The organism is Streptomyces sp. PKA51, from assembly GCF_057552455.1.
In genome coordinates this window covers 241,450-263,736 of sequence record NZ_BAAJPZ010000005.1, presented here as the reverse complement: position 1 = coordinate 263,736, position 22,287 = coordinate 241,450, and the positions used below count along the sequence as shown (strand labels likewise).

Below are 22,287 nucleotides of genomic sequence, written 5' to 3'. Positions count from 1 at the left end.
GGTGCAGGCCAATTGTGCCAGGCGATCAGACCTTGACGTCGTCCGTGACCGCCGTGCAGCGTTCCGCGGCCTCCGTGGCCGCGGCGCGGCGGCGGGCGAGGGGGGTGGCCAGGACGGTCAGCAGGATGAACAGGCCGATGGCCAGGAGCACGATCGTCGCCCCGGAGGGCACGTCCACGTAGTACGAGGTCACGGTGCCGGAGAGGGTCACCAGGACGCCGATGGCCACCGACATGGAGAAGGTCGCCGCGAAGCTGCGGGCGATTTGCTGGGAGGCGGCGACGGGGATCACCATCAGGGCGCTGACCAGCAGCAGTCCGACGACGCGCATGGCGACGGTGACGGTGACGGCGGCGGTGACGGCGATCAGCAGGTTCAGCAGGCGCACGGGCAGGCCGGTGACGCGGGCGAACTCCTCGTCCTGGCAGATCGCGAACAACTGCTTGCGCAGGCCGACGGTGGTGAGGATGACGAAGCCGGCGAGCAGGCAGATGGCCACGACGTCCTGCGGGGAGACGGTGGTGATCGAGCCGAAGAGGTAGGTGGTGAGGTTGGCGTTGGAGCCGCCGGGGGCCAGGCTCATCAGCATGACGCCGCCGGCCATGCCGCCGTAGAAGAGCATGGCGAGCGCGATGTCGCCGCGGGCGCGGCCGTAGGAGCGGATGAGCTCCATGACGACGGCGCCGACGACGCAGACGATCGTGGCGATCCACACGGGGCTGGTGTTGAGCAGGAAGCCCAGGCCGACGCCGGTGAGGGCCACGTGGCCGATGCCGTCGCCCATCAGCGCCTGGCGGCGCTGGACGAGGTAGATGCCGATGGCGGGGGCGGTGATGCCCACCAGGAGCGCGGCGAGCAGCGCCCGTTGCATGAAGGCGAGTTCGAGGATGTCCATCAGCTCAGCAGCCCTGTCCGGATCGGTTCCGCGGCCGGGTCGGCGTGCGGGTGTACGTGGTCGTGGCCGGGCAGCGCGTGCTGGCCCACGGCCTCGGGCGGGGGCCCGTCGTGGACGACGCAGCCGTCGCGCAGCACGACGGCGCGGTCGATGAGCGGCTCCAGCGGGCCGAGCTCGTGCAGCACGAGCAGGACGGAGGCGCCGCGGGCGACCTGCTCGCGCAGGGCGCTCGCGAGGACCTCCTGGCTGGCGAGGTCGACGCCGGCCATCGGCTCGTCCATGATCAGCAGTTCGGGTTCGCCGGCGAGGGCGCGGGCGATCAGTACGCGCTGGTGCTGGCCGCCGGAGAGCGCGGCCACCGGGTCCTTCAGCCGGTCGGCCATGCCGACCAGCTCCAGGGCCCGTACGACGGCCTCGCGGTCCGCCTTGCGGGTCGGCCCGAGCTTCGTACGGGCCAGGCGTCCGGCGGCGACGACCTCGCGCACGGTGGCGGGCACGCCGCCGGCGGCGGTGGTGCGCTGGGGGACGTACCCCACGCGCGCCCACTGGCGGAAGCGGCGCCGCGGGGTGCCGAAGAGCTCCAGCTCGCCGCCGGTCAGCGGGACCTGTCCGACGATGGCCCGCACGGCGGTGGACTTGCCGGAACCGTTGGCGCCGAGCAGGGCGACGACCTCGCCGCGGCCCACGCTCAGGTCGATGCCGCGCAGCACCGGGCGCGAACCCAGCGATGCCGTGGCCCCGCGCACGGATATGACGGGCTGCTCCATGGCTGTCTCCTGTCCGCTCACTTGGTTCCCAGGGCCTTCTGCAGGGCGGCCAGGTTGGCCTTCATCACGCCGAAGTAGTCGCGGCCCCGGGAGGCGTCGGTGATGCCTTCGAGAGGGTCGAGCACGTCGGTCCTCAGCTTCAGGTCGCCCGCGAGCGTCTTCGCGGTGGCGGGGCTGGCGAGGGTCTCGAAGAAGACGGTGCCGATGTGGTGCTCCTCGGCGAGCTTGTGCAGCTGCTTCATCCGGGCGGCGCTGGGCTCGGACTCGGGGTCGACGCCGCTGATGGCCTCCTGGACCAGCCCGTAGCGCTCGGCGAGGTAGCCGAAGGCGGCATGGGTGGTGATGAAGGTGTCGGAGGCGCGGTTCTTCAGACCGGCCGCGAAGTCATTGTTGAGCGTGTCGAGCCTCTTCGCCAGCTCGTCGGCGTTGTGCGTGTAGTCGGCCCGGTGCTCGGGGTCGGCCTCGCCGAGGGTCTTCGCGACGCCCCGGGCGACCTGGGCGTAGCGGACGGGGTCGAGCCAGACGTGGGGGTCGGTGCCCGCCCCGTCGCCGTGGTCGTGGTGGCCGTCCGCGCCCTCGTCCTCGTGGCCGCCGGCGTCCTCGTGACCGCCGGCCTCGGCACCGTGCTTCTCCAGGCGGGTGAAGGAGGTGGCGTCCGCGACGTGCTTGTTTCCGGACTGCTTGATGGCCTCGTCGACGGCGGGCTGCAGTCCCTTGAGGTAGACGATCGCGCCGGCGTCGGCGAGGGAGCCGGTCTGCCGGGGGGTGAGCTCCAGGTCGTGCGGTTCGACGCCGGGCTTGGTCAGTCCCGTGACGTCGACGTGTTCGCCGCCGATTTCCCGGGCCAGGAATTCCATGGGGTAGAACGACGCTATGACCTGCAGTTTTCCGTTCTTCTTGCCGTCACCGGCGGTGACGGCGGAGCAGGCGGTGAGGGTCACGAGGCCGAGCGCCGCGGCGAGGGAGACGGCGGCGAGGGGTATTCGGCGCCGGCCCGGGGCCGGACGAATCGGGCGTACGTTCATGACACTCATTTTCAACAAAGATGGAAACGATTGTCAACTGCACGGCGGTCCGCGCGAGCGGTCAAGCCAAGGCCAGAGCCGATTTGATGAGAGGGGGTACAGCGCCGGTAACCTGAATCATTCGCTGTTCGTCGTCGCAATGAAGAGAGCACCGTGGCCGCCGACAAGATCGACACCATCGTCAGCCTGAGCAAGCGCCGTGGCTTCGTCTATCCGTGCAGTGAGATCTACGGCGGCCAGCGCGCCGCCTGGGATTACGGGCCGCTCGGCGTCGAGCTCAAGGAGAACATCAAGCGTCAGTGGTGGCGCTACATGGTCACCTCCCGCGAGGACGTCGTCGGCATCGACTCGTCGGTGATCCTGGCCTCCGAGGTGTGGGTGGCCTCCGGCCACGTCGCCACCTTCACCGACCCGCTGACCGAGTGCACCTCCTGCCACAAGCGCTTCCGCGCCGACCACCTGGAGGAGGCGTACGAGGCCAAGCACGGCCGCCTGCCCGAGAACGGCCTGGCGGACGTCAACTGCTCGAACTGCGGCAACAAGGGCCAGTTCACCGAGCCCAAGCAGTTCTCCGGCCTGCTCTCCACCCACCTCGGCCCGACCCAGGACAGCGGCTCGGTCGCCTACCTGCGCCCCGAGACCGCGCAGGGCATCTTCACCAACTTCGCCCAGGTCCAGCAGACCTCCCGGAAGAAGCCCCCGTTCGGCATCGCCCAGATGGGCAAGTCCTTCCGCAACGAGATCACGCCGGGCAACTTCATCTTCCGCACCCGCGAGTTCGAGCAGATGGAGATGGAGTTCTTCGTCAAGCCGGGCGAGGACGAGCAGTGGCAGGAGTACTGGATGGAGCAGCGCTGGAACTGGTACACCGGCCTGGGCCTGCGCGAGGAGAACATGCGGTGGTACGAGCACCCGAAGGAGAAGCTCTCCCACTACTCCAAGCGCACCGCTGACATCGAGTACCGCTTCCAGTTCGGCGGCAACGAGTGGGGCGAGCTCGAGGGCGTCGCCAACCGCACCGACTACGACCTCGGCGCCCACTCCAAGGCCTCCGGCCAGGACCTGTCGTTCTTCGACCAGGAGGCCGGCGAGCGCTGGACCCCCTACGTCATCGAGCCCGCCGCCGGTGTCGGCCGCACCATGCTCGCCTTCCTGCTCGACGCCTACGTCGAGGACGAGGCCCCCAACGCCAAGGGCAAGCTGGAGAAGCGCGTCGTGCTGCGCCTCGACCCGCGCCTGTCCCCGGTCAAGGTCGCGGTCCTGCCGCTGTCCCGCAACCCGGAGCTCTCCCCGAAGGCCAAGGGTCTCGCGGCCGACCTGCGCAAGCACTGGAACATCGAGTTCGACGACGCCGGCGCCATCGGCCGCCGCTACCGCCGCCAGGACGAGATCGGTACGCCGTTCTGCGTGACCGTCGACTTCGACACCCTCGAGGACAACGCGGTCACCGTGCGCGAGCGCGACACGATGAAGCAGGAGCGCGTCTCCCTCGACCAGATCGAGGGCTACCTGGCCGCGCGCCTCATCGGCTGCTGAGGCCGCTGGGACGCTGAGCCGCTGACGCGAGCCGGCGCCTGACAACGCTCAAGGGCCCGGCCCCACCGCACCGCGGTGGGGCCGGGCCCTTGAGCGTGGGGCGCAGCGCCCCCGGCGCGCACGACGCGCCCTGCGCGCCGGCCTCAGAGCCACGGAGCCTCAGAACCCCAGGCCCTCAGACTCTCGGAGCCTCAGGCCCACGGAGCTCGGTGCCTCAGCGCACCGACCGGGGCAGGCGCAGCGTCAGCAGCACCGACACCACCACCAGCACCAGCTGGACGCCCAGGGTGATCGCCAGCGCCTGTCGCATGCCGTTCGACGGGGTCAGCGACAGGAACAGCGAGCCCATCGTCGCCACGCCCAGCGCCATGAACGCCTGCTGCGTGGTGACCAGGACGCCGCTGCCGACACCCGCCCGGTCCACCGGCACCTCGCTGAGCACGAGCCGCATCGTCAGCGGCATCAGCAGGCCCTGGCCCAGGCCCTGCACGGCCAGCCCCGGCGCGAGGCCGAGGGGGCCGAGCCCGTCCCAGCCGTACCAGAAGGTCGCGGCCACGATCAGCAGGCCGGCGCCCTGCAGCAGCGCGCCGCCCGTGGCCAGGCCCCTGCCGTACCGCGCGGCCAGCCGCGGCCCGGCCAGCGAGCCGGCCAGGAACGTCACGCACATCGGCACCAGCGCCAGCCCCGCCGCCAGCGGGCCCAGTCGCAGGCCCTCCTGCAGGGCCACCGCGAGGACGAACATGAAGCCGCCCCACCCGATGGAGAAGGGGGTGATCAGCGTCAGTCCGCTGCGCACCGCGTGCACCCGCAGCAGCGACGGCGGCACCAGCGGGGTGCGCCCCGCCCGCTCCTGGCGTACCTCCACCACGACGAACGCCACGGCGGCCACCGGGAAGAGGGCCAGCAGCAGCCAGGACCACAGCGGCCAGCCCGCCGCCCGGCCCTCGGTCAGCGGCACCAGCAGCGCGATGAGCGCCACCGACAGCAGGACCGTGCCCCAGCCGTCGACGCCGCTGGGCCGCTGCGAGCGGGTCTCCGGGACGGCCCGCGCCGTCAGCAGCAGGGCCACGGCGGCGATCGGGGCGTTGATCAGGAAGATCGAGCGCCAGCCGGTGCCGGCCACGTCGACGGAGACCAGGATGCCGCCGAGCACCTGCCCGACCGCGCTGACCACGCCGGCCGTGCCGCTGTACAGGCTCATCGCGCGGGTGCGCCGCTGGCCGCTGGTGGTGGCCTGGATGGTGGCCAGGACCTGCGGCAGCATCAGCGCCGCCGCCGCGCCCTGGGCGACCCGGGCGGCCACCAGCGTCCAGGCGTCCGGCGCCAGGCCGCAGGCCACGGAGGTCACGCCGAAGGCCGCCGTGCCCCAGCCGAACAGCCGCCGCCGCCCCACCATGTCGCCGAGCCGCCCGCCGAGCACGAGCAGCACGGCGTAGGCGATGCCGTAGCCGCCGACCACCATCTCCAGCAGCGCCGGGCCGGCGTGCAGGTCGTGGTCGATCGTCGGCAGCGCGACGTTGACGATGAAGAAGTCGAGGAACGGCAGGGCGGCTCCGAGCAGGACGGTCGCCAGGCCCAGCGGGGTGAGGACGGTGTCGGCCGGGGCCGCCTGCGGCGGGGACGCGGCGGGCACGGGGGACGTCGGGACGGGGGAGGGGTCGGTGACGGGGGCGGTCGGCGATATCCGGGGTTCACTCACGGATACGACGATGGCAGTGGCCGGAGCCTGGTACCAGATTGTTCTTATCCTGGTACCTGCAGTACCTGGAAACAGCCTGCTGCGGACCGCACCCTGGGGGCATGACGACGATGACGTTCGAGCCCTCCGCCGTAATCGTTCCTACGGCGGACGACGTACGCCGGCGGGAACTGGCGGCCTTCCTGCGCTCCCGCAGGGAGCGCATCACGCCCGAGCAGGTGGGGCTGCCGCGCGGCCCGCGCCGCCGTACGCCGGGGCTGCGCCGGGAGGAGGTGGCCCAGCTCGCCGCCGTCGGCGTCACCTGGTACACGTGGCTGGAGCAGGCCCGGGACATCCAGGTCTCCACCCAGGTGCTCGACTCCCTCGCCCGCGCGCTGCGGCTCGACCGCGGCGAGCGCGGCCACCTCTTCGCCCTGGCCAACGCCGTCGACCCGCTGCCCGGCACGGACAGCGCCGTCATCACCCCGGCGCTGCGCGAGATGCTGGAGCAGCTGGAGCCGCTGCCCGCCACCGTGCAGAACGCGCGCTACGACATCCTGGCCCACAACCGCTGCTACGGCCGGCTGATGAGCGACCTCGACGCCCTGCCGCCCGAGAACCGCAACTGCCTGTGGCTGCACTTCACCGATCCCGTCTGGCGCGCCTCCGCGCTCAACGGGGCGGAGGCACGGCGGGCCATGGCCGCCAAATTCCGGGCCGCCATGGCCGAGCACATCGCCGAGCCGGCCTGGAAGTGCCTGCTGCGGCGGCTGCTGGAGGCCTCGCCCGAGTTCGGCGAGCTGTGGGCACGGCACGAGGTCGTGCCCGTCGACGACCAGCGGCAGGCGATCCTGCAGCACCCCCGGGTGGGCCTGCTGCGGCTGAACCACACCAGTCTGTGGACCGGCCCCACCCCCGGCACCCGGCTGATCGCCTTCACGCCCGCCGACGAGGACAGCCGGGAGGGGCTGCGGCGCCTGCACGCCCTGGTGCTCGCCGAGGAGGCCGGGACGGGCGGCCCTCGGGGGGTCTGCGCCGAATGAGGGACAATTAACGGTCAGCCCGACCGTCCCCACCACTTCGAGGAAGCTCCCTCCATGACGCTCCAGATCGGTCCGCACTCGGTGCAGCCGCCGGTGGTCCTGGCCCCCATGGCGGGGATCACCAACGCGCCCTTCCGCACCCTCTGCCGTGAGTTCTCCGGGGGCAAGGGGCTCTTCGTCAGCGAGATGATCACCACCCGCGCGCTCGTCGAGCGGGACGCCAAGACGATGCGGCTGATCCACTTCGACGGCACCGAGAAGCCCCGCTCGATCCAGCTCTACGGCGTGGACCCGGTCACCGTCGGCAAGGCCGTCCGCATGATCGTGGACGAGGACCTCGCCGACCACATCGACCTCAACTTCGGCTGCCCCGTCCCCAAGGTCACCCGCAAGGGCGGCGGCTCGGCCCTGCCGTACAAGCGCAACCTGCTGCGCTCGATCCTGCGGGAGGCCGTGGGCAACGCCGGGGCCCTGCCGGTGACGATGAAGATGCGCAAGGGCATCGACGACGACCACATCACGTACCTGGACGCCGGCCGCATCGCCGTCGAGGAGGGTGTCACCGCCATCGCCCTGCACGGGCGCACCGCCGCCCAGCACTACGGCGGCACCGCCGACTGGGAGGCGATCGCCCGGCTGAAGGAGGCCGTGCCGGAGATCCCGGTGCTGGGCAACGGCGACATCTGGTCGGCTGAGGATGCCGTGCGGATGGTGCGCGAGACCGGCTGCGACGGCGTGGTCGTCGGGCGCGGCTGCCTGGGCCGGCCGTGGCTGTTCGCCGACCTGGTCGCCGCCTTCGAGACGGGCGGTACGGAGCACAGTGCGCGCCCCACGCTGCGGGAGGTGGCCCGGGTGATGGTGCGCCACGCGCAGCTGCTCGCGGAGTGGCTGGAGGACGAGGAGCGCGGCGTCATCGACTTCCGCAAGCACGTGGCCTGGTACACGAAGGGCTTCGCGGTGGGCTCGGAGCTTCGGAAGAAGCTGGCAATCGCCTCGTCTCTGGATGAACTGGACGCTCTTTTGAGCGAGCTCGACCTGGACCAGCCCTGGCCCGCCGGTGCCGACGGCCCCCGGGGTCGTACGTCCGGACGTAATCGCGTGGTGCTTCCGGACGGGTGGCTGGACGACCCGTACGACTGCGCAATCGTCGGCGCGGAGGCGGAACTCGACACTTCGGGCGGGTGAAACCGGGGTGGACGCCGAGTGATTCTCGCCACCTCTGATACATGATGCGCTCAGATGAGCGCGCGAATCGGGGGTGCACCTCTCGTAGGGGTGGCACGCAGTGCCACCCCTTTTCCCTTCAAGAGTCGACGTCATGCGCCGCCGAACGATGGATTTTCTCGACGCCGCGTGATGGTGCGATTGTTTTCGGTCATCTTCTCTTCAGGAAATGAAGGAAGCGGGTTGAAACCTCAGATGAGCGGAAGACTTTCGATCTGCTGGCTGACAGGTGGTTACGCCCCCAGGTTGGCGGAGTAGACCTCCCTAGATGCCTTCGATCTGGGTACGCTCCCCGCCGTCAGGGCAGCCCTCCCCCCAGCGTCCCCGGGAGGCCCCGAGTGAGGAGTCGATTCCCGTGCCGGTAACCGAAGATCGCCAGAAGTTCGTCTACGACTTCACCGAGGGCAACAAGGACCTCAAGGACCTGCTCGGCGGTAAGGGGGCCAACCTCGCCGAGATGACGAACCTGGGTCTGCCCGTGCCGCCCGGCTTCACCATCACCACCGAGGCCTGCAAGGTCTACCTCGACGGGGGCCAGGAGCCGCCGTCGATGCGCGACGAGGTCAGCGCCCACCTGACGGCCCTCGAAGAGCGCATGGGCAAGAAGCTCGGCCAGCCCGACAACCCGCTGCTCGTCTCCGTGCGTTCCGGCGCCAAGTTCTCCATGCCCGGCATGATGGACACCGTCCTGAACATCGGCCTGTCCGACGCCTCCGTGACCGGCCTCGCCTCCCAGGCCGGCGACGAGCGCTTCGCGTGGGACTCCTACCGCCGCCTCATCCAGATGTTCGGCAAGACCGTCCTCGGCGTCGACGGCGACCTCTTCGAGGAGGCGCTGGAGGAGGCCAAGCGGGCCAAGGGTGTGGCCACCGACGTCGAGCTGGGCGCCCAGGACCTCCAGGGCCTGGTCGAGCAGTTCAAGGGCATCGTCGCCAAGGAGACCGGCCGCGAGTTCCCGCAGGACCCGCGCGAGCAGATGGACCTCGCCATAAGGGCGGTCTTCGAGTCCTGGAACGGCGACCGCGCCAAGCTCTACCGCCGCCAGGAGCGCATCCCCGGCGACCTGGGCACGGCCGTCAACATCTGCTCCATGGTCTTCGGCAACCTCGGCCCCGACTCCGGCACCGGCGTCGCCTTCACCCGCGACCCCGCCAGCGGCCACCAGGGCGTCTACGGCGACTACCTGCAGAACGCCCAGGGCGAGGACGTCGTCGCCGGCATCCGCAACACCATGCCGCTGGCCGAGCTGGAGCGCATCGACAAGGCCTCCTACGACCAGCTCATGCAGATCATGGAGACCCTCGAGACGCACTACAAGGACCTGTGCGACATCGAGTTCACCATCGAGCGCGGCAAGCTGTGGATGCTGCAGACCCGCGTCGGCAAGCGCACCGCCGGCGCCGCCTTCCGCATCGCCACCCAGCTGGTGGACCAGGGCCTGATCGACGAGGCCGAGGCCCTGCAGCGGGTGACCGGCGCCCAGCTCGCGCAGCTGATGTTCCCGCGCTTCGACGAGAAGGCGAAGACCGAGCTGCTGGGCCGGGGCATCGCGGCCTCGCCGGGCGCCGCCGTCGGCCGGGCCGTCTTCGACTCCTACACCGCCGTGAAGTGGTCGCGCTCGGGCGAGAAGGTCATCCTCATCCGCCGCGAGACCAACCCCGACGACCTCGACGGCATGATCGCCTCCGAGGGCATCCTGACCTCCCGCGGCGGCAAGACCTCGCACGCGGCCGTCGTGGCCCGCGGCATGGGCAAGACCTGCGTCTGCGGCGCCGAGGAGCTGGAGGTCGACACCAAGCAGCGCCGGATGACCGCGCCGGGCGGCGTGGTCGTCCAGGAGGGCGACGTCGTCTCCATCGACGGCTCCAGCGGCAAGGTCTACCTCGGCGAGGTGCCGGTCGTGCCGTCCCCGGTCGTGGAGTACTTCGAGGGCCGCATGCACGCCGGTGCCGACGACGCCGACGAACTGGTGCAGGCCGTCCACCGGATGATGGCGTACGCCGACCGGATGCGCCGCCTGCGGGTGCGGGCCAACGCCGACAACGCCGAGGACGCCGCGCGCGCCCGGCGGTTCGGCGCCCAGGGCATCGGCCTGTGCCGCACCGAGCACATGTTCCTCGGCGAGCGCCGTGAACTTGTGGAGCGACTCATCCTCGCCGACACCGACGCCGAGCGCGACGAGGCACTCAGTGCCCTGCTGCCGCTGCAGAAGGCCGACTTCGTCGAGCTGTTCGAGGCGATGGACGGGCTGCCGGTCACCGTCCGGCTGCTCGACCCGCCGCTGCACGAGTTCCTCCCCGACATCACCGACCTGTCGGTGCGCGTCGCCCTCGCCGAGGCGCGGCAGGAGCCGCACGAGAACGAGCTGCGCCTGCTGCAGGCCGTGCACAAGCTGCACGAGCAGAACCCGATGCTCGGCCTGCGCGGTGTGCGCCTGGGTCTGGTCATCCCCGGTCTGTTCGCCATGCAGGTGCGGGCCATCGCCGAGGCCGCGGCCGAGCGGGTGGCGGCCAAGGGCGACCCGCGCGCCGAGATCATGATCCCGCTGGTGGGCACCGTCCAGGAGCTGGAGATCGTGCGCGAGGAGGCCGAGCGCGTCATCGCCGAGGTCGAGGCCGCCAGCGGCGCGGGCCTGAAGCTGCCGCTCGGCACGATGATCGAGCTGCCGCGCGCCGCGCTGACGGCCGGTCAGATCGCCGAGGCCGCCGAGTTCTTCTCCTTCGGCACGAACGACCTCACCCAGACGGTGTGGGGCTTCTCCCGCGACGACGTGGAGGCCAGCTTCTTCACGGCGTACCTGGAGAAGGGCATCTTCGGCGTCAGCCCCTTCGAGACCATCGACCGCGACGGCGTCGGCTCGCTGGTGCGGGCGGCCGTCCAGGCCGGCCGGGCCACGCGGCCCGACCTGAAGCTGGGCGTGTGCGGTGAGCACGGCGGCGACCCGGACTCCGTCCACTTCTTCCACGAGGTGGGGCTGGACTACGTCTCCTGCTCGCCCTTCCGGATCCCGGTGGCCCGCCTGGAGGCGGGCCGCGCGGCGGCCCTGAACGGCACGGCGGGCGGCAGCGACAGCCGCTGAGCCACCGCAACAAGGCTCCGGAGCCGGTGTGGGATGACCTCGACCCTCAGACCCCGACGGCTCCGGTAGGGAGGAGGGGCAGCACCCGTGCGGGGGGCTGCCCCTCCTGTGCTTGCCGTGCCGGGGGGCGTAACCCCCTCGTAACGGGCGCGATCCGCCCGGGCGCATGGCGAAGGGGCGGCGCCCGTGCGGGAGCGCCGCCCCTCTTTACTCCCCCACCGGGAGTTGTTGCCGCCCGCATCGGCTCGGGCGGCAACTCGCGTACTCAGCGTCCGCTTATTCGCTCGCCACCCCCCACGGGAACGAGCGGTGCGGCCCTGAGTGCGTGAATAGCATTTCGCTTGTGCGATGTTCGCCGCGAGTCCTTTCAACTGTGGCCAAAAGGGCGTGGTAACACCTCGTATCGGTGTGCATACTCAGTGAGCGGGGGGTGGCCGCGGATGTCTCATGTGGGGGTTTGGTGCTGCGTGTCCATTTCACTGGACTCGATCTGGCCCGGTTGCGCCTGGCCGGCGACCCGGACGTGCTCTGGGAAACCGTATTGAGCCTGCACCGGCTCCGGGACAAACAAGGCGAGTCGATCTTCGGTGATTGGCGGTCGGAAACCCGGGCTCGGTTGAATGGTGAAACTCGGCTACTGGCGCCGCTGGTACCTCCCCGCGGATATTTCCCCGACTTCCTGACGCCACCGGAAGGGTTAGCGGGACTCGACTGCGGCATACAGGCGCTGCGGGCCACACCGGCCGAGCGGGTGCACGACGAGTTGTCCCGGTTGTCCACCGTGCGGACCCTGCCGGCTTGGATACGATCGCTCGCCGACGGCGACACCCGCGCCTTCGGCAAGCTGATCGCCGCGCTGCACGCGTACCACGACGCGGCCATCGCACCCTACTGGTCGCACATCCAGGCGCAGATCGAGGCCGACCGCGCCGTGCGCGGCCGGGCCCTGCTGGACGGCGGCGCGGACGCGCTGCTGTCCTCGCTGCCGCCGACGATGCGCTGGAACGCACCCGTGCTGGAGGTCGACTACCCCGTCGACCGCGACCTGCACCTGGACGGCCGCGGGCTGCTGCTCCTGCCCTCCTTCTTCTGCCGCCGCACCCCCGTGGCCCTGCAGAACCCGGAGCTGACCCCCGTGCTGGTCTACCCGGCGCGCACCATGTCGGAGACGGCGCCGGTGGTGCCCGCCGCGCCCAAGTCGCTCGGCAAGCTCGTCGGCCACACCCGCTCGGCGGTGCTGGGCTCCATCGGCGGTGGCTGCACCACCAGCGAACTGGCCCGCAGGGTCGGGGTGTCGGCGGCCTCGGCGAGCCAGCACGCCGGCGTGCTGCGGGAGGCGGGTCTGGTGCTGACGCTGCGCAACGGCAGTGCGGTGATGCACACCCTCACGCCCCTGGGCGCGGCCCTGTTGCGCGGCGGCCACGCCCACGGCCACCGCGGCCCCCAGAACAGGCCCCGCGTTCAGTCGTCGATCCCCGAGCGCTCCACCCCCGCCACGATGTAGCGCTGCAGCAGGAGGAAGACCAGCAGCAGCGGGAGGATCGAGACGGCGGCCGCGACGAACAGTTCGTGGATCTGGACGGTCTGGGCCGTGGTGAACGTCGACAGCGCCACCTGCACCGTCCACGAGTCGCGGCCCTGGCCGATCACCAGCGGCCACAGGAAGGCGTTCCATGCGCCGATGAAGACGATCGTGCCCACGGCGGCGAAAACCGGCCGCGAGTTGGGCACGACCACGCGCCAGTACGTGCGCCAGTGGCCGAGCCCGTCCACCTGGGCCGCGTCCTCCAACTCCCGGGGGAAGCCCAGGAAGTACTGGCGGAAGACGAAGCACGCGAAGGCGCTGAAGAGGGTGGGCACGATCAGGCCGCGCAGCGTCGAGATCCAGCCGAGCGAGGAGACCAGCACGAACGACGGGACGAAGGTGACCGCGGCCGGCACCAGCAGGGTGCCCAGGATGGCGTAGAAGACGGCGTCGGCGTGCCGGTAGGGGATGCGGGCCAGCCCGTAGCCGGCGAGGGAGGCCAGCAGCAGGGTGCCGAGGGTGGTGGCCACGGCGATGAGCGAGGAGTTCAGCAGGGCCCGGGCCATCGGCACGTCCGGGTCGGTGAACAGTTCCCGGACGTTGGAGAAGTGCGGACTGTGCGGGAAGAACGTCCAGCCGGGCGCCGTGATCTCCTCCTCGCTCGCCAGGCCGCCGCGCACCAGCAGGTAGAAGGGGATGAGGAACAGCACGGCCAGGGCGCACAGCAGCACCATGCGCAGGGCCCGTCCGGCACGTACGAGTGCGTCGTCCATGGTCTCCTCGGTCCTCCTCAGTCCTCTCTGCGGGCCAGCCCGGCCCAGCGGGCCTGCAGGATCGTCGCCACCGCGATGACGAGCGCCAGCAGCACCGCGCCGGCGCTGCCCAGGCCCAGGTCCTGTCCCTGGCCGAGGGCGAGGTAGTACAGGTGGACCAGCGGCGGCCTGGCGTAGGGCGGGTAGCCGCGCTGGTCGGACAGCAGGTTGTAGAACTCGTCGAACGCCTGGAAGGCGTTGACGACCAGCAGCAGCGCGACGGCCACCGAGGTGCTGCGCAGGGCCGGGAAGGTGATGTGGCGGAAGGTCTGCCAGCCCGGCCGGGCACCGTCCAGGGCGGCCGCCTCGTACAGCCGGGGCGGGATGCGCTGCAGGCCGGCCAGGAAGAGCACCATGTAGAAGCCGGTCTGCAGCCACAGCCGCACACTGACGATCACCAGCCAGTACCAGGGCGGGTCGGTCTGCGCCAGCCAGGCCACCGGCTCGGCGCCGAACCAGCCCAGGACGGTGTTGGCCAGCCCGAAGCGCACCCCGTTGAACAGCGAGAGCTTCCACACCGTGGCGGCGACGACGTAGCTGCAGGCGGTGGGCAGGAAGAAGACCGACCGGAAGAACGCCCGGGCGAAGCGCAGCCGGTTGACCGCCAGGGCCAGCGCGAGCGACAGCGCGAAGGTGGCCGGTACGACGAAGGCGGTGAAGACGGCGAAGGTCACCAGCGAGGAGCGGAAGGAGGCGTCGCCCAGCAGCTCGGCGTAGTTGGCCAGGCCCACGAAGTCGCTGGGGGAGACGGTGTTGTGGGCGTCGAAGAAGCTCAGGTACACGCTCCAGGCGAGCGGTACGTAGGTGAAGAGGGCGAGCCCCGCGGCGAAGGGGCCCACGAAGACCCAGAACCACAGGGTGCGGTGCCGCTGCCGGGTGGCCGGGGCGCCGGCGGAGGCGGGCATCAGCCGTGGTTCCGTACGCGCCGCAGTTCGGCGTCGGCCTTGCGGGCCACCGCCTTCAGCTCGCCGGCGGGGTCGGCGCCCTCGCGGATGATGCGGCTGAGTGCATCCAGATAGGCGGTCTGGCTGGCCGCCGTCCACAAAAGGGGCACCGCCCAGCCGTGGTCCTTGGTGAAGCGCACGATGTCGGCGGCCGCCCCCGACGCCAGCCGGTCGGCGCGGGCGGCCAGGGAGGTGCGGGCGGGGATGTGCAGCCCGTAGGACTGGGCGAAGTCCAGCTGGAAGTCGGTGCGCTGCACCCACAGCCACTTCACGTACGCCTCGGCGGCCTCCCGGTGGGCGCTGCGGCTGCTGACGGCGGCGGCCCACGCGCCCACGGGTACGGCGGGGCGCCCGGCCGGGCCGTCCGGCGGGAAGGGCAGCACCCCGAAGTCGTCGCCGAACGCCTTTGCCACCTGCGGCAGCGCCCACAGCCCGCACCACTGCATCGCGGCCAGGCCCTGGGTGAAGGCGGCGGGGTTGAACCAGTCGGTGGGTGCGCCCAGCAGCAGCGAGCCGTCGGTGTGCAGCCGGTGGAGCTTGCCGAGGGTGCGCGCCGCGGCCGGGTCGTCGAAGCCGACCCGGCCGTCGGGGGTGACCAGCGACAGGCCGGCCGCGTACAGCGGGGTGCCGCCCAGGGCGCCGGCGCCGCCGGCGTTGCCCAGGAAGAGTCCCTTGACGTCCTTGCGGGTCAGCCGGCGGGCGGCGTCGACGAGCTCGTCCAGCGACTGCGGCGGCCGCACTCCGGCCGCCTGGAGCAGGCTGCGGCGGTAGTAGAGCACCTGGGTGTCCACCAGCTGGGGGATGCCCCACACGCGCCCCCGGTAGGTCCGGGGCGCCAGCAGCGCGGGGGCGAAGTCGTCCTTGGCGTCGCCCAGCAGGGCGGTCAGGTCGGCCACCTGACCGCCCTGGATCTGGTCGATCGTGGGGCCGGCGACCTCGAAGACGTCCGGCCCGGAGTCGGTGAGCAGGGCGGCGGCCGTCTGCTGGTCGTAGTTGCCCGGCCGCCATTCCACGCCGACGTCCGCCGCCTTGTACGCGGCGGCGTACCGCTCGACGGCCTGCCGGGTGCCCGGCTCGCCGTACTGGTGGTACCACTGCGCCAGGCGCGGCCCCGAACCTCCGCCGCCGCGCCCGGTGTTGGCGCCGCACCCGGGCAGCGTGGCCAGCCCCAGGCCGGCTCCTCCGGCCAGGAGGGTTCTGCGACTGATCGGCATCCGGGCTCTCCCCTCGCGCTTCCGTCGTAAGGTCAACGATCAGCGATGAGGGGCGATGTCGAACAGAGGTGTCAGCGTCGCATGTCGGCCAATTCCTCGGCACTGCGCGCCGGGCCGATGCGAAAGCGCAGCCGGCAGATGACGGCATCGGTGTCGCGGCGCACGGCGTGCGCCAGCACGGCGCCGCGCTGGTTCTGCAGCAGCCGCTGCCACAGCCGGGCGGGCTCGACCTCGGGGATGAGCACGGTGATGCGCTGGTCGGGGCGGCGGGCGGTCAGCTCGCGCACGTAGTCGACGACCGGGCGGCCCAGCGAGCGGGAGGGGGCGGTCAGCTCCACCAGCGCGACGCCGGGGTTCCACAGCTCCCAGTCGCGGCGCAGCGACTCGGCGGACCTGCGGCCCTCGGCGTCGGGGTGGACGACGGTGACGGCCACGGCCTCGTCGCCGAGGGAGACGGCGGCGGTCAGGGCCTTGCTGGTCAGGCGGGAGAGGGAGGAGACGGGGACGACGACCAGCGAGTGGCAGCGGCGCGGCGGCTCCGGCACCCGGCCCAGCTCCAGCCGCTCGCCGATGCGCGCGTACGCCCGGTGGACGGTTTCGAAGGCGAGCACCAGCAGGGGCAGGGCCAGGGCGATCAGCCAGGCGCCCTCGGTGAACTTCGTGGCCGTCACCACGACGGTGGCCACGCCCGTCAGCAGCGCGCCGAAGCCGCTCAGCAGCGCCCTGCCGCGCCAGCGGGGGGAGCGTTCGTGCCGCCAGTGGCGCACCATGCCCACCTGGCAGACGGTGAAGCCGACGAACACCCCGATGGCGAACAGCGGCACCAGGGTGTTGACGTCGCCGCCGGAGAGGACCAGCAGCAGGGCGGAGGCCACGCCGAGCGCCAGCACGCCGTGCCGGTGGACCTGGCGGTCGGCCTTGAGGGCGAAGACGTGCGGCAGGTAGTTGTCGCGTGCCAGCAGGCTCATCAGTACGGGAAGGCCGCCGAAGGAGGTGTTCGCCGCCAGGGCGAGCAGGACGACGGTGGCGATCTGCACGAGGTAGAAGGCCCAGGTGTGGCCGAGGGAGGCGTCCGCGAGCTGGGCGAGGACGGTGACGCCCTCGACCGGCTGCAGGTGGAAGCGGCCGATGAGCACCGACAGCCCGATGAGCATCAGGCCCAGCAGCGCGCCGAGGGCGACCTCGGTGCGCTGGGCGCGGCGGGTGGCCGGGGCGCGGAAGGCGGGGACGGCGTTGGCCACGGCCTCGACGCCGGTGAGCGCGGAGCAGCCCGCGGCGAACGCCTTGAGCAGCAGCAGGGCACCCACCGAGGTGGCGCCGCCGGCCAGGACGGAGGCGTGCCCGGCGGCGGCCTCGGTGCTGACGGGTGCGGAGCGGAAGAGCCCGACGACGATCACGGCGAGGATCGAGCCGACGAAGACGGCGGTGGGCACGAGGAATGCCTTGGCCGACTCCACGATGCCGCGCAGGTTGACGGCGGTGACCAGGACGAGCACGCCCAGGCACAGCCACAGCCGGTGCGCGTACAGGGAGGGCACGGCCGAGGTCAGGGCGGCGACGCCGGCGGTGACGGAGACGGCCACGTTCAGGACGTAGTCCAGGACCAGGGAGGCCGCGGTGACCAGGGAGGCGCGCCGCCCCAGGTGCCGCTTGGCGACGGCGTAGGAGCCGCCGCCGTCCGGGAACGCGGCGATGACCTGCCGGTAGGAGGCGACGAGCACCGCCAGCAGGACGGCGATGGCGAGCGTGACCGGCAGCGTGCAGCCCAGGCCGTGCGCCCCGGCCGCCGCCAGCACCAGGACCACCGACTCGGGTCCGTACGCCACCGATGCCATGGCGTCGAGCGACAGGGCCGCGAGCCCCTGGACGGCGGTCAGCCGGTGCCGCTCCCGACCGGAGCCCGCGGCGCCGGTATCCGGCGGCTCCTCCGCCGTCCCGGGGCCCTGCTCCGCATTGGCCAGCATGGACATCTTTTGTCTTACCTCCGTTGGTCGGAGGCCCAGCGTCTGTCCGGTCCGCCGGGACCGCGCCCGCTCTTGTCGCGTTCTTGGCGGTTTCTGCGCGGATTCATATGCAATCTTGATGCCTTCTGTGACGCGGTGTCAGTGCAGCGCAAGGATTGCCCAAGACCACGTCAGTACGCCGTCAACGGTGCATGGCAAGTACAGCGATCCGCCCTAGCGTCGGCCCCATGGGACGGCGACAGACCATGCGCGCACGGGTGCGCATCCTCGACGCGTACGGACAGGCCGGCGCCGGCGGCCCGGTGGCGGCAGCCGCGCGAGTACTGGCCCGGGACCGCACCTGGCGGCGCGAGGCGCGGGCCGCCTGGTGCTGCGGGCTCGCACTCGGCGGCGTGCTCCTCCTGGCCGACCTCGCCCGCGGCAGCCTCGATGCGCCGCGCGGCTGCTGCTGGGCCGTCATCGGCGCGACGCTGGTGGCCCTCCTGCGACCGGCGCGCATCAGCGCCGGCGAGAACTGGCTCGCCTCCCGCGGCCTGTTCGGGGAGCGGCGCGTGCGCACCGACCTGCTCGTCCAGGTGCGCCGCGCCGACGGGGTCGCGCCGCGTCTGGTGCTGCGCGACGCCGCCGGCGGCCGCGTCGAGTTCGACCCCGGCGTGCTCGCGGCGAACCCGCTGCTGTGGCACCTGCTCGAATCCGGCGCGCGCCGCTCCCGCCGGCGCGGCCTGCTGCGCGAGGGCGCGCCCGTCCTCGCCGCACTCGCCGAACGGGTCGACGGCGACGGCGCCCGGCAGCTGCTGCGCTCGGCCGGCCTGGAGTAGGCGCAAGGGCCCCCTCGCGGCCTACCCCCAGTCGTACGTCACCCCGGTCAGCCGCTCCGACAGCCGCCACAGCCCCGCGCTCGCCCGGTCGTCGCGCGTCCAGCCGGCCCGCACCGAGCGCACGGGCGCCCCGCGCCACAGCTGCAGGCGCGGGCCGAAGAAATCGTCGGGGCGGACGTCCGGTGCCGTGGCGGCGTACAGCGACGGCAGGGCGCCGGCCTCCGCGCTCTGCGCGACGAATCGATTCAGCAGCTCCACCAGGTGCTCCCGGACCGCCCGCTGCTCCATGCGCGGCCCCGCCGCCTGCAGGTTGGTCGCCGCATAGCCCGGGTGCGCGGCCACCGCCACGACCGGCGAGCCCTCGGCCGCCAGACGCCGCGCCAGCTCGTGCACGAAGAGCAGGTTGGCGCTCTTGGAACGGCCGTAGGCCAGCCACCGCCGGTAGCGGTGCTCCATCTGCACGTCCCGCGGATCGACCGTCCCCAGCACGTGCAGTCCGCTGGAGACCGTCACCACCCGCGCCCCCGCGCCGGCCGCCCGCAGCCGTGGCAGCAGCAGCCCGGTCAGCGCGAAGTGCCCCAGGTGGTTGGTGCCGAACTGCATCTCGAAGCCGTCGACCGTCTGCCGCTGCGGCAGCGCCATCACCCCGGCGTTGTTGACGAGCAGGTCGATCCGCTCGTCCTTCAGATCCGCCGCGAAGCCCCGCACCGAGGCCAGGTCGGCCAGGTCCAGCAGCGCCAACTCCACCTCGGCGCCCGGCGCCTGGTCGCGCATCAGCTCCTCGGCCGCCCTGCCGCGCGTGGCGTCCCGGCACGCCAGCACCACCCGGGCCCCGCGCCGCGCCAGCTCGCGGGCGGTGACGAAGCCGATGCCGCTGTTGGCGCCCGTCACCACGGCCGTGCGGCCGCTCTGGTCGGGGATGTCGCTCGCACTCCAGCCGTTCCTGCGCACCTGCGCACCTCCACGTCGGTTGGGGGTGTCCGATGGATCTCCGCGGCGTCGCGACGCGGCGGCACGCACTCTCGCCGCACCGGCCTCCACGGCCCGGGGCCGCCCGGCGGACCCACGATAGGCCAGGCCCCGCATACCATCCCGCGGTGATCTCCGAGATATCCCTGCCCACCCTGCTCGCCCTGTGCCTGGCCGCCGCCGCGGCGGGCTGGATCGACGCCGTCGTGGGCGGCGGCGGCCTGCTCCAGCTGCCCGCCCTGCTCGTCGGACTGCCGCACGCCCCCGCCGCCCACCTCCTCGGCACCAACAAGGCCGTCGCCGTCTGGGGCACGGCCGCCGCGGCCGTCGCCTACGCCCGCACGGCACCCGTCGACGTGCGCCTGGCCCTGCGCATCGGCGTCGCCGCCCTGGGCGGCTCCCTGGCCGGGGCCTTCTTCGCCAGCGGCATCGACAACTCCGTGCTCCGCCCACTGATCATGGTCGCCCTGCTGGCCGTGCTCGCCTTCGTCCTGCTGCGCCCCGCCTTCGGCGTCACCGCCGCCGAACCCGGACCGCCCGCCCGCACCCGCGTCCTCGCCGCGATCGGCGTGGCGGGGCTGGGCATCGGCTGCTACGACGGTCTCGTCGGCCCCGGCACCGGTACCTTCCTCGTGCTCGCCCTGGCCGGAATCCTGCACCTGAACCTGGTGACCGCCTCCGGCACCGCGAAGATCGTCAACGTCTGCACCAACCTCGGCGCCCTGGTGACCTTCGCCCTCAAGGGCGCGGTGCTGTGGCAGCTGGCCCTCCCGCTGGCCCTGTGCAACCTCGCCGGCGGCGCGCTGGGCGCCCGCATGGCCCTCAAGCGGGGGAGCGGCTTCGTGCGCGGCGTGCTGGTGGTGGTCGTGGTGTCGCTGGTGTGCAAGCTGGCGTACGACCAGTGGGCCCTCTGACGCGAGCGGCGCCCCCGGCCAGAGCCCCCCGATCGGACGATTCGTCGGTCATTCCTCCCTACAGACGGTGCGGAAAGCTGCTCGCTCCGCCGAGTTCACAGCTTCGGCGGTTAGCCTGTCGACTACCTTCCTGACGTGGTGGGGGTGGCCGTGCGTTTCTCCCGTTGGAGCCGTGTCCCCTGGGTGCGGGCCCTTCTCGCGGGGCTGTACGTCGTCGCGTTGGCCGCCGCCGTCCCCCACGGCGCCGGCGGACACGCCAGGCGGGGCGACTGGACCAGCGAGGAGGCCAGACGCTTCTGGGGCCCCACCCGCATGTCGGACGCCGCCGGCGACGACTCCGAGGACGGCTCCGGCACCGAGGCCGCCCGCCGGCGCGCCGCCCAGCGCATCACCACCAGCGCCCGGCACTTCGCCGGCGTCCCCACCGTCGGCGTCATCTTCTACGTCGGCCAGGACCTGAAGGACCACCACTGCACCGCCAGCGTGGTGCACAGCCCCAAGGGCAACCTCATCGTCACCGCCGGCCACTGCGGCCTCGGCGACGACGCCGCCTTCGTCCCCGGCTACCGCTCCGGCGCCGACCGGCAGCCGTACGGGATCTGGCCCATCGACCGCACCTTCACCGACCCCCGGCGCGACGACCACGGCGACGGCTCCGATTTCGACGTCGCCTTCGCCACCGTCGCCACCGACGACCGGGGCCGCCCGATCGAACGCGTCACCGGCGCCAACCGGCTCGTGCGCACCCCCGGCTTCACCAACGTCGTCACCGTCGTCGGCTACCCCGACTCCGACGCCGACCCCGCCGACCAGGCCGTCCGCTGCACCGCCCTGACCAGCAGGCTGGAGGGCCACCAGCAGATGAAGATGCGCTGCGAGGGCTTCTACTCCGGCACCTCCGGCAGCCCCTGGTTCACCCGCTTCGACGACCGGAAGGGCGCCGGCGACATCGCCGGCGTCCTCGGCGGCCTCAACGGCGGCGGCCCCGACGGCGAGGACAGCGACAAGGTCTCCTACAGCCCCCTCAACGGCGACGACGTCTTCGCCCTCTACCTCGACGCCATAAACGGCCGCGAACCCCGGCGCGAGTGACCGCCCGGGGGCCGCACGGCGCGCCTCAGCCCGCCTCCGCCAGCGCCCGCTCCACCCCCGGCTCGTGCGGCCCCAGGAACCGCGGACCGGGCCGCACCAGCGCCTCCAGCGCCGCCTTGCTCGCCGCGAACACCTCCCGGGCCCCGCCCGCGTACCAGGTCACGTCGTGCGCGTCACCGGACGCCCCCACCCCGTACGCCTCGATGCCCGCCGCCTCGCACAGCGCCAGGGCCCGGCGTATGTGGAACCCCTGACTGACCAGCACCGCCCGTTTCACGCCGAAGACGCGCTGCGCCCGCACGCACGAGTCCCACGTGTCGAACCCCGCGAAATCGCTGACGATCCGCTCGCCCGGCACCCCGCGCGCCCGCAGGTACGCCCGCATCGCCTCGGGCTCGTCGTAGTCGTCCCGGCTGTTGTCCCCCGTCACCAGCACCACACGCACCTTGCCCGCGCGGTACAGGGCCGCCGCCGCGTCCAGCCGGTGCGCCAGGTACGGGGAGGGCCGGCCCTCCCACAGGCCGGCGCCGAAGACCATGGCCACCGGCGCCGACGGCACGTCACGGGCCGTGCGCACCCGGGGCGTACCCGCCGCCCACACCCAGGTCACCGGCAGCAGCGCCGCCACGCACACCCCCACCAGCACCCGTACCGCGCGCCGCCGCCCGCGCACGGTCGCCGGCATCCGCACCCGCGCCCGCCACCCGCGCACCCCACCAGCCCCGTCCGTCCGGCCTCCCCGTCGTTCGAAGGAGGATCAAGGAAGACCAACGCCACAGGCCGGCGCA

Annotated in this window: 18 protein-coding genes; 8 read left to right on the top strand and 10 right to left on the bottom strand. The window is 72.3% G+C overall.

From position 1 onward, the window contains the following. Positions 1-25: 25 nt before the first annotated feature. The 3 genes from AC27L3_RS10555 to AC27L3_RS10545 are packed head-to-tail and all read right to left on the bottom strand — an operon-like array spanning position 26 to position 2,687. Positions 26-895 carry a metal ABC transporter permease gene (locus AC27L3_RS10555; RefSeq protein ID WP_487233736.1) on the bottom strand — a complete coding sequence of 290 codons (870 nt, stop codon included), beginning with the start codon at positions 893-895 and terminating at the stop codon, positions 26-28. Beyond that, positions 895-1,662: a metal ABC transporter ATP-binding protein gene (locus tag AC27L3_RS10550; protein ID WP_487233735.1), complete on the bottom strand. Its 768-nt coding sequence runs from the start codon at positions 1,660-1,662 to the stop codon at positions 895-897. The genes AC27L3_RS10555 and AC27L3_RS10550 overlap by 1 nt, the downstream gene beginning before the upstream one ends. Positions 1,663-1,679: 17 nt before the next feature. Next, entirely contained in the window at positions 1,680-2,687 is a 1,008-nt protein-coding gene (locus AC27L3_RS10545; protein WP_487233734.1) for a metal ABC transporter substrate-binding protein, read from the bottom strand. 153 nt (positions 2,688-2,840) lie between these two features. Here AC27L3_RS10545 and AC27L3_RS10540 point away from each other — a divergent pair, with 153 nt between their 5' ends. After that, entirely contained in the window at positions 2,841-4,223 is a 1,383-nt protein-coding gene (locus AC27L3_RS10540) for a glycine--tRNA ligase (protein ID WP_487233733.1), read from the top strand. A gap of 214 nt (positions 4,224-4,437) precedes the next feature. Here AC27L3_RS10540 and AC27L3_RS10535 read toward each other — a convergent pair whose 3' ends face one another. Further along, positions 4,438-5,922 carry an MFS transporter gene (locus AC27L3_RS10535; RefSeq protein ID WP_487233732.1) on the bottom strand — a complete coding sequence of 495 codons (1,485 nt, stop codon included), beginning with the start codon at positions 5,920-5,922 and terminating at the stop codon, positions 4,438-4,440. Between the two features lie 101 nt (positions 5,923-6,023). On the opposite strand from AC27L3_RS10535, the gene AC27L3_RS10530 reads away from it, so the two are divergent. The 4 genes from AC27L3_RS10530 (at position 6,024) to AC27L3_RS10515 (ending at position 12,751) form a co-directional block, all read left to right on the top strand. Next, complete coding sequence (locus tag AC27L3_RS10530; RefSeq protein WP_487233731.1) at positions 6,024-6,944, top strand: helix-turn-helix transcriptional regulator; 921 nt, start codon at positions 6,024-6,026, stop codon at positions 6,942-6,944. Positions 6,945-6,998: 54 nt separating this feature from the next. Beyond that, complete coding sequence (gene dusB / locus AC27L3_RS10525) at positions 6,999-8,129, top strand: tRNA dihydrouridine synthase DusB (protein ID WP_487233730.1); 1,131 nt, start codon at positions 6,999-7,001, stop codon at positions 8,127-8,129. Between the two features lie 307 nt (positions 8,130-8,436). Next, positions 8,437-11,247, top strand: coding sequence for a pyruvate, phosphate dikinase (gene ppdK / locus AC27L3_RS10520; RefSeq protein ID WP_487233729.1), 2,811 nt, complete (start codon positions 8,437-8,439; stop codon positions 11,245-11,247). A 460-nt stretch (positions 11,248-11,707) separates the two neighbouring features. Continuing rightward, positions 11,708-12,751, top strand: a complete 1,044-nt coding sequence (locus AC27L3_RS10515) for an ArsR/SmtB family transcription factor (protein WP_487233879.1) — start codon at positions 11,708-11,710, stop codon at positions 12,749-12,751. Here AC27L3_RS10515 and AC27L3_RS10510 read toward each other — a convergent pair. The 4 genes from AC27L3_RS10510 to AC27L3_RS10495 all read right to left on the bottom strand — a co-directional run bounded on the left by AC27L3_RS10510 (position 12,709) and on the right by AC27L3_RS10495 (position 17,712). Next, positions 12,709-13,545 carry a carbohydrate ABC transporter permease gene (locus tag AC27L3_RS10510; protein ID WP_344434884.1) on the bottom strand — a complete coding sequence of 279 codons (837 nt, stop codon included), beginning with the start codon at positions 13,543-13,545 and terminating at the stop codon, positions 12,709-12,711. The two genes, AC27L3_RS10515 and AC27L3_RS10510, sit on opposite strands and share 43 nt — an antisense overlap. 17 nt (positions 13,546-13,562) lie before the next feature. After that, positions 13,563-14,489, bottom strand: coding sequence for a carbohydrate ABC transporter permease (locus AC27L3_RS10505; RefSeq protein ID WP_487233728.1), 927 nt, complete (start codon positions 14,487-14,489; stop codon positions 13,563-13,565). After that, a complete protein-coding gene (locus AC27L3_RS10500; RefSeq protein ID WP_487233727.1) occupies positions 14,489-15,742 on the bottom strand; it encodes an ABC transporter substrate-binding protein in 1,254 nt (417 codons plus the stop codon). Before AC27L3_RS10500 ends, AC27L3_RS10505 begins: the two co-directional genes overlap by 1 nt. A 71-nt stretch (positions 15,743-15,813) precedes the next feature. Then, positions 15,814-17,712 carry an APC family permease gene (locus AC27L3_RS10495; protein ID WP_487233726.1) on the bottom strand — a complete coding sequence of 633 codons (1,899 nt, stop codon included), beginning with the start codon at positions 17,710-17,712 and terminating at the stop codon, positions 15,814-15,816. A 221-nt stretch (positions 17,713-17,933) separates the two neighbouring features. Between AC27L3_RS10495 and AC27L3_RS10490 the strand changes: the two genes are divergently transcribed. Then, positions 17,934-18,524 (top strand): hypothetical protein, encoded by a 591-nt coding sequence (locus AC27L3_RS10490; RefSeq protein WP_487233725.1) that lies wholly within the window; start codon positions 17,934-17,936, stop codon positions 18,522-18,524. A 21-nt stretch (positions 18,525-18,545) separates the two neighbouring features. Here AC27L3_RS10490 and AC27L3_RS10485 read toward each other — a convergent pair whose 3' ends face one another. Continuing rightward, a complete protein-coding gene (locus tag AC27L3_RS10485) occupies positions 18,546-19,475 on the bottom strand; it encodes an oxidoreductase (RefSeq protein ID WP_487233724.1) in 930 nt (309 codons plus the stop codon). Between the two features lie 146 nt (positions 19,476-19,621). On the opposite strand from AC27L3_RS10485, the gene AC27L3_RS10480 reads away from it, so the two are divergent. Both AC27L3_RS10480 and AC27L3_RS10475 read left to right on the top strand, forming a co-directional pair. Then, on the top strand, positions 19,622-20,407 hold the full coding sequence (locus AC27L3_RS10480; RefSeq protein WP_487233723.1) for a sulfite exporter TauE/SafE family protein: 786 nt from the start codon (positions 19,622-19,624) through the stop codon (positions 20,405-20,407). A 150-nt stretch (positions 20,408-20,557) separates the two neighbouring features. Then, positions 20,558-21,499 (top strand): trypsin-like serine peptidase, encoded by a 942-nt coding sequence (locus AC27L3_RS10475; RefSeq protein WP_487233722.1) that lies wholly within the window; start codon positions 20,558-20,560, stop codon positions 21,497-21,499. A 25-nt stretch (positions 21,500-21,524) separates the two neighbouring features. Here AC27L3_RS10475 and AC27L3_RS10470 read toward each other — a convergent pair whose 3' ends face one another. Next, complete coding sequence (locus AC27L3_RS10470) at positions 21,525-22,184, bottom strand: SanA/YdcF family protein (protein WP_487233721.1); 660 nt, start codon at positions 22,182-22,184, stop codon at positions 21,525-21,527. Positions 22,185-22,287: the final 103 nt, after the last annotated feature.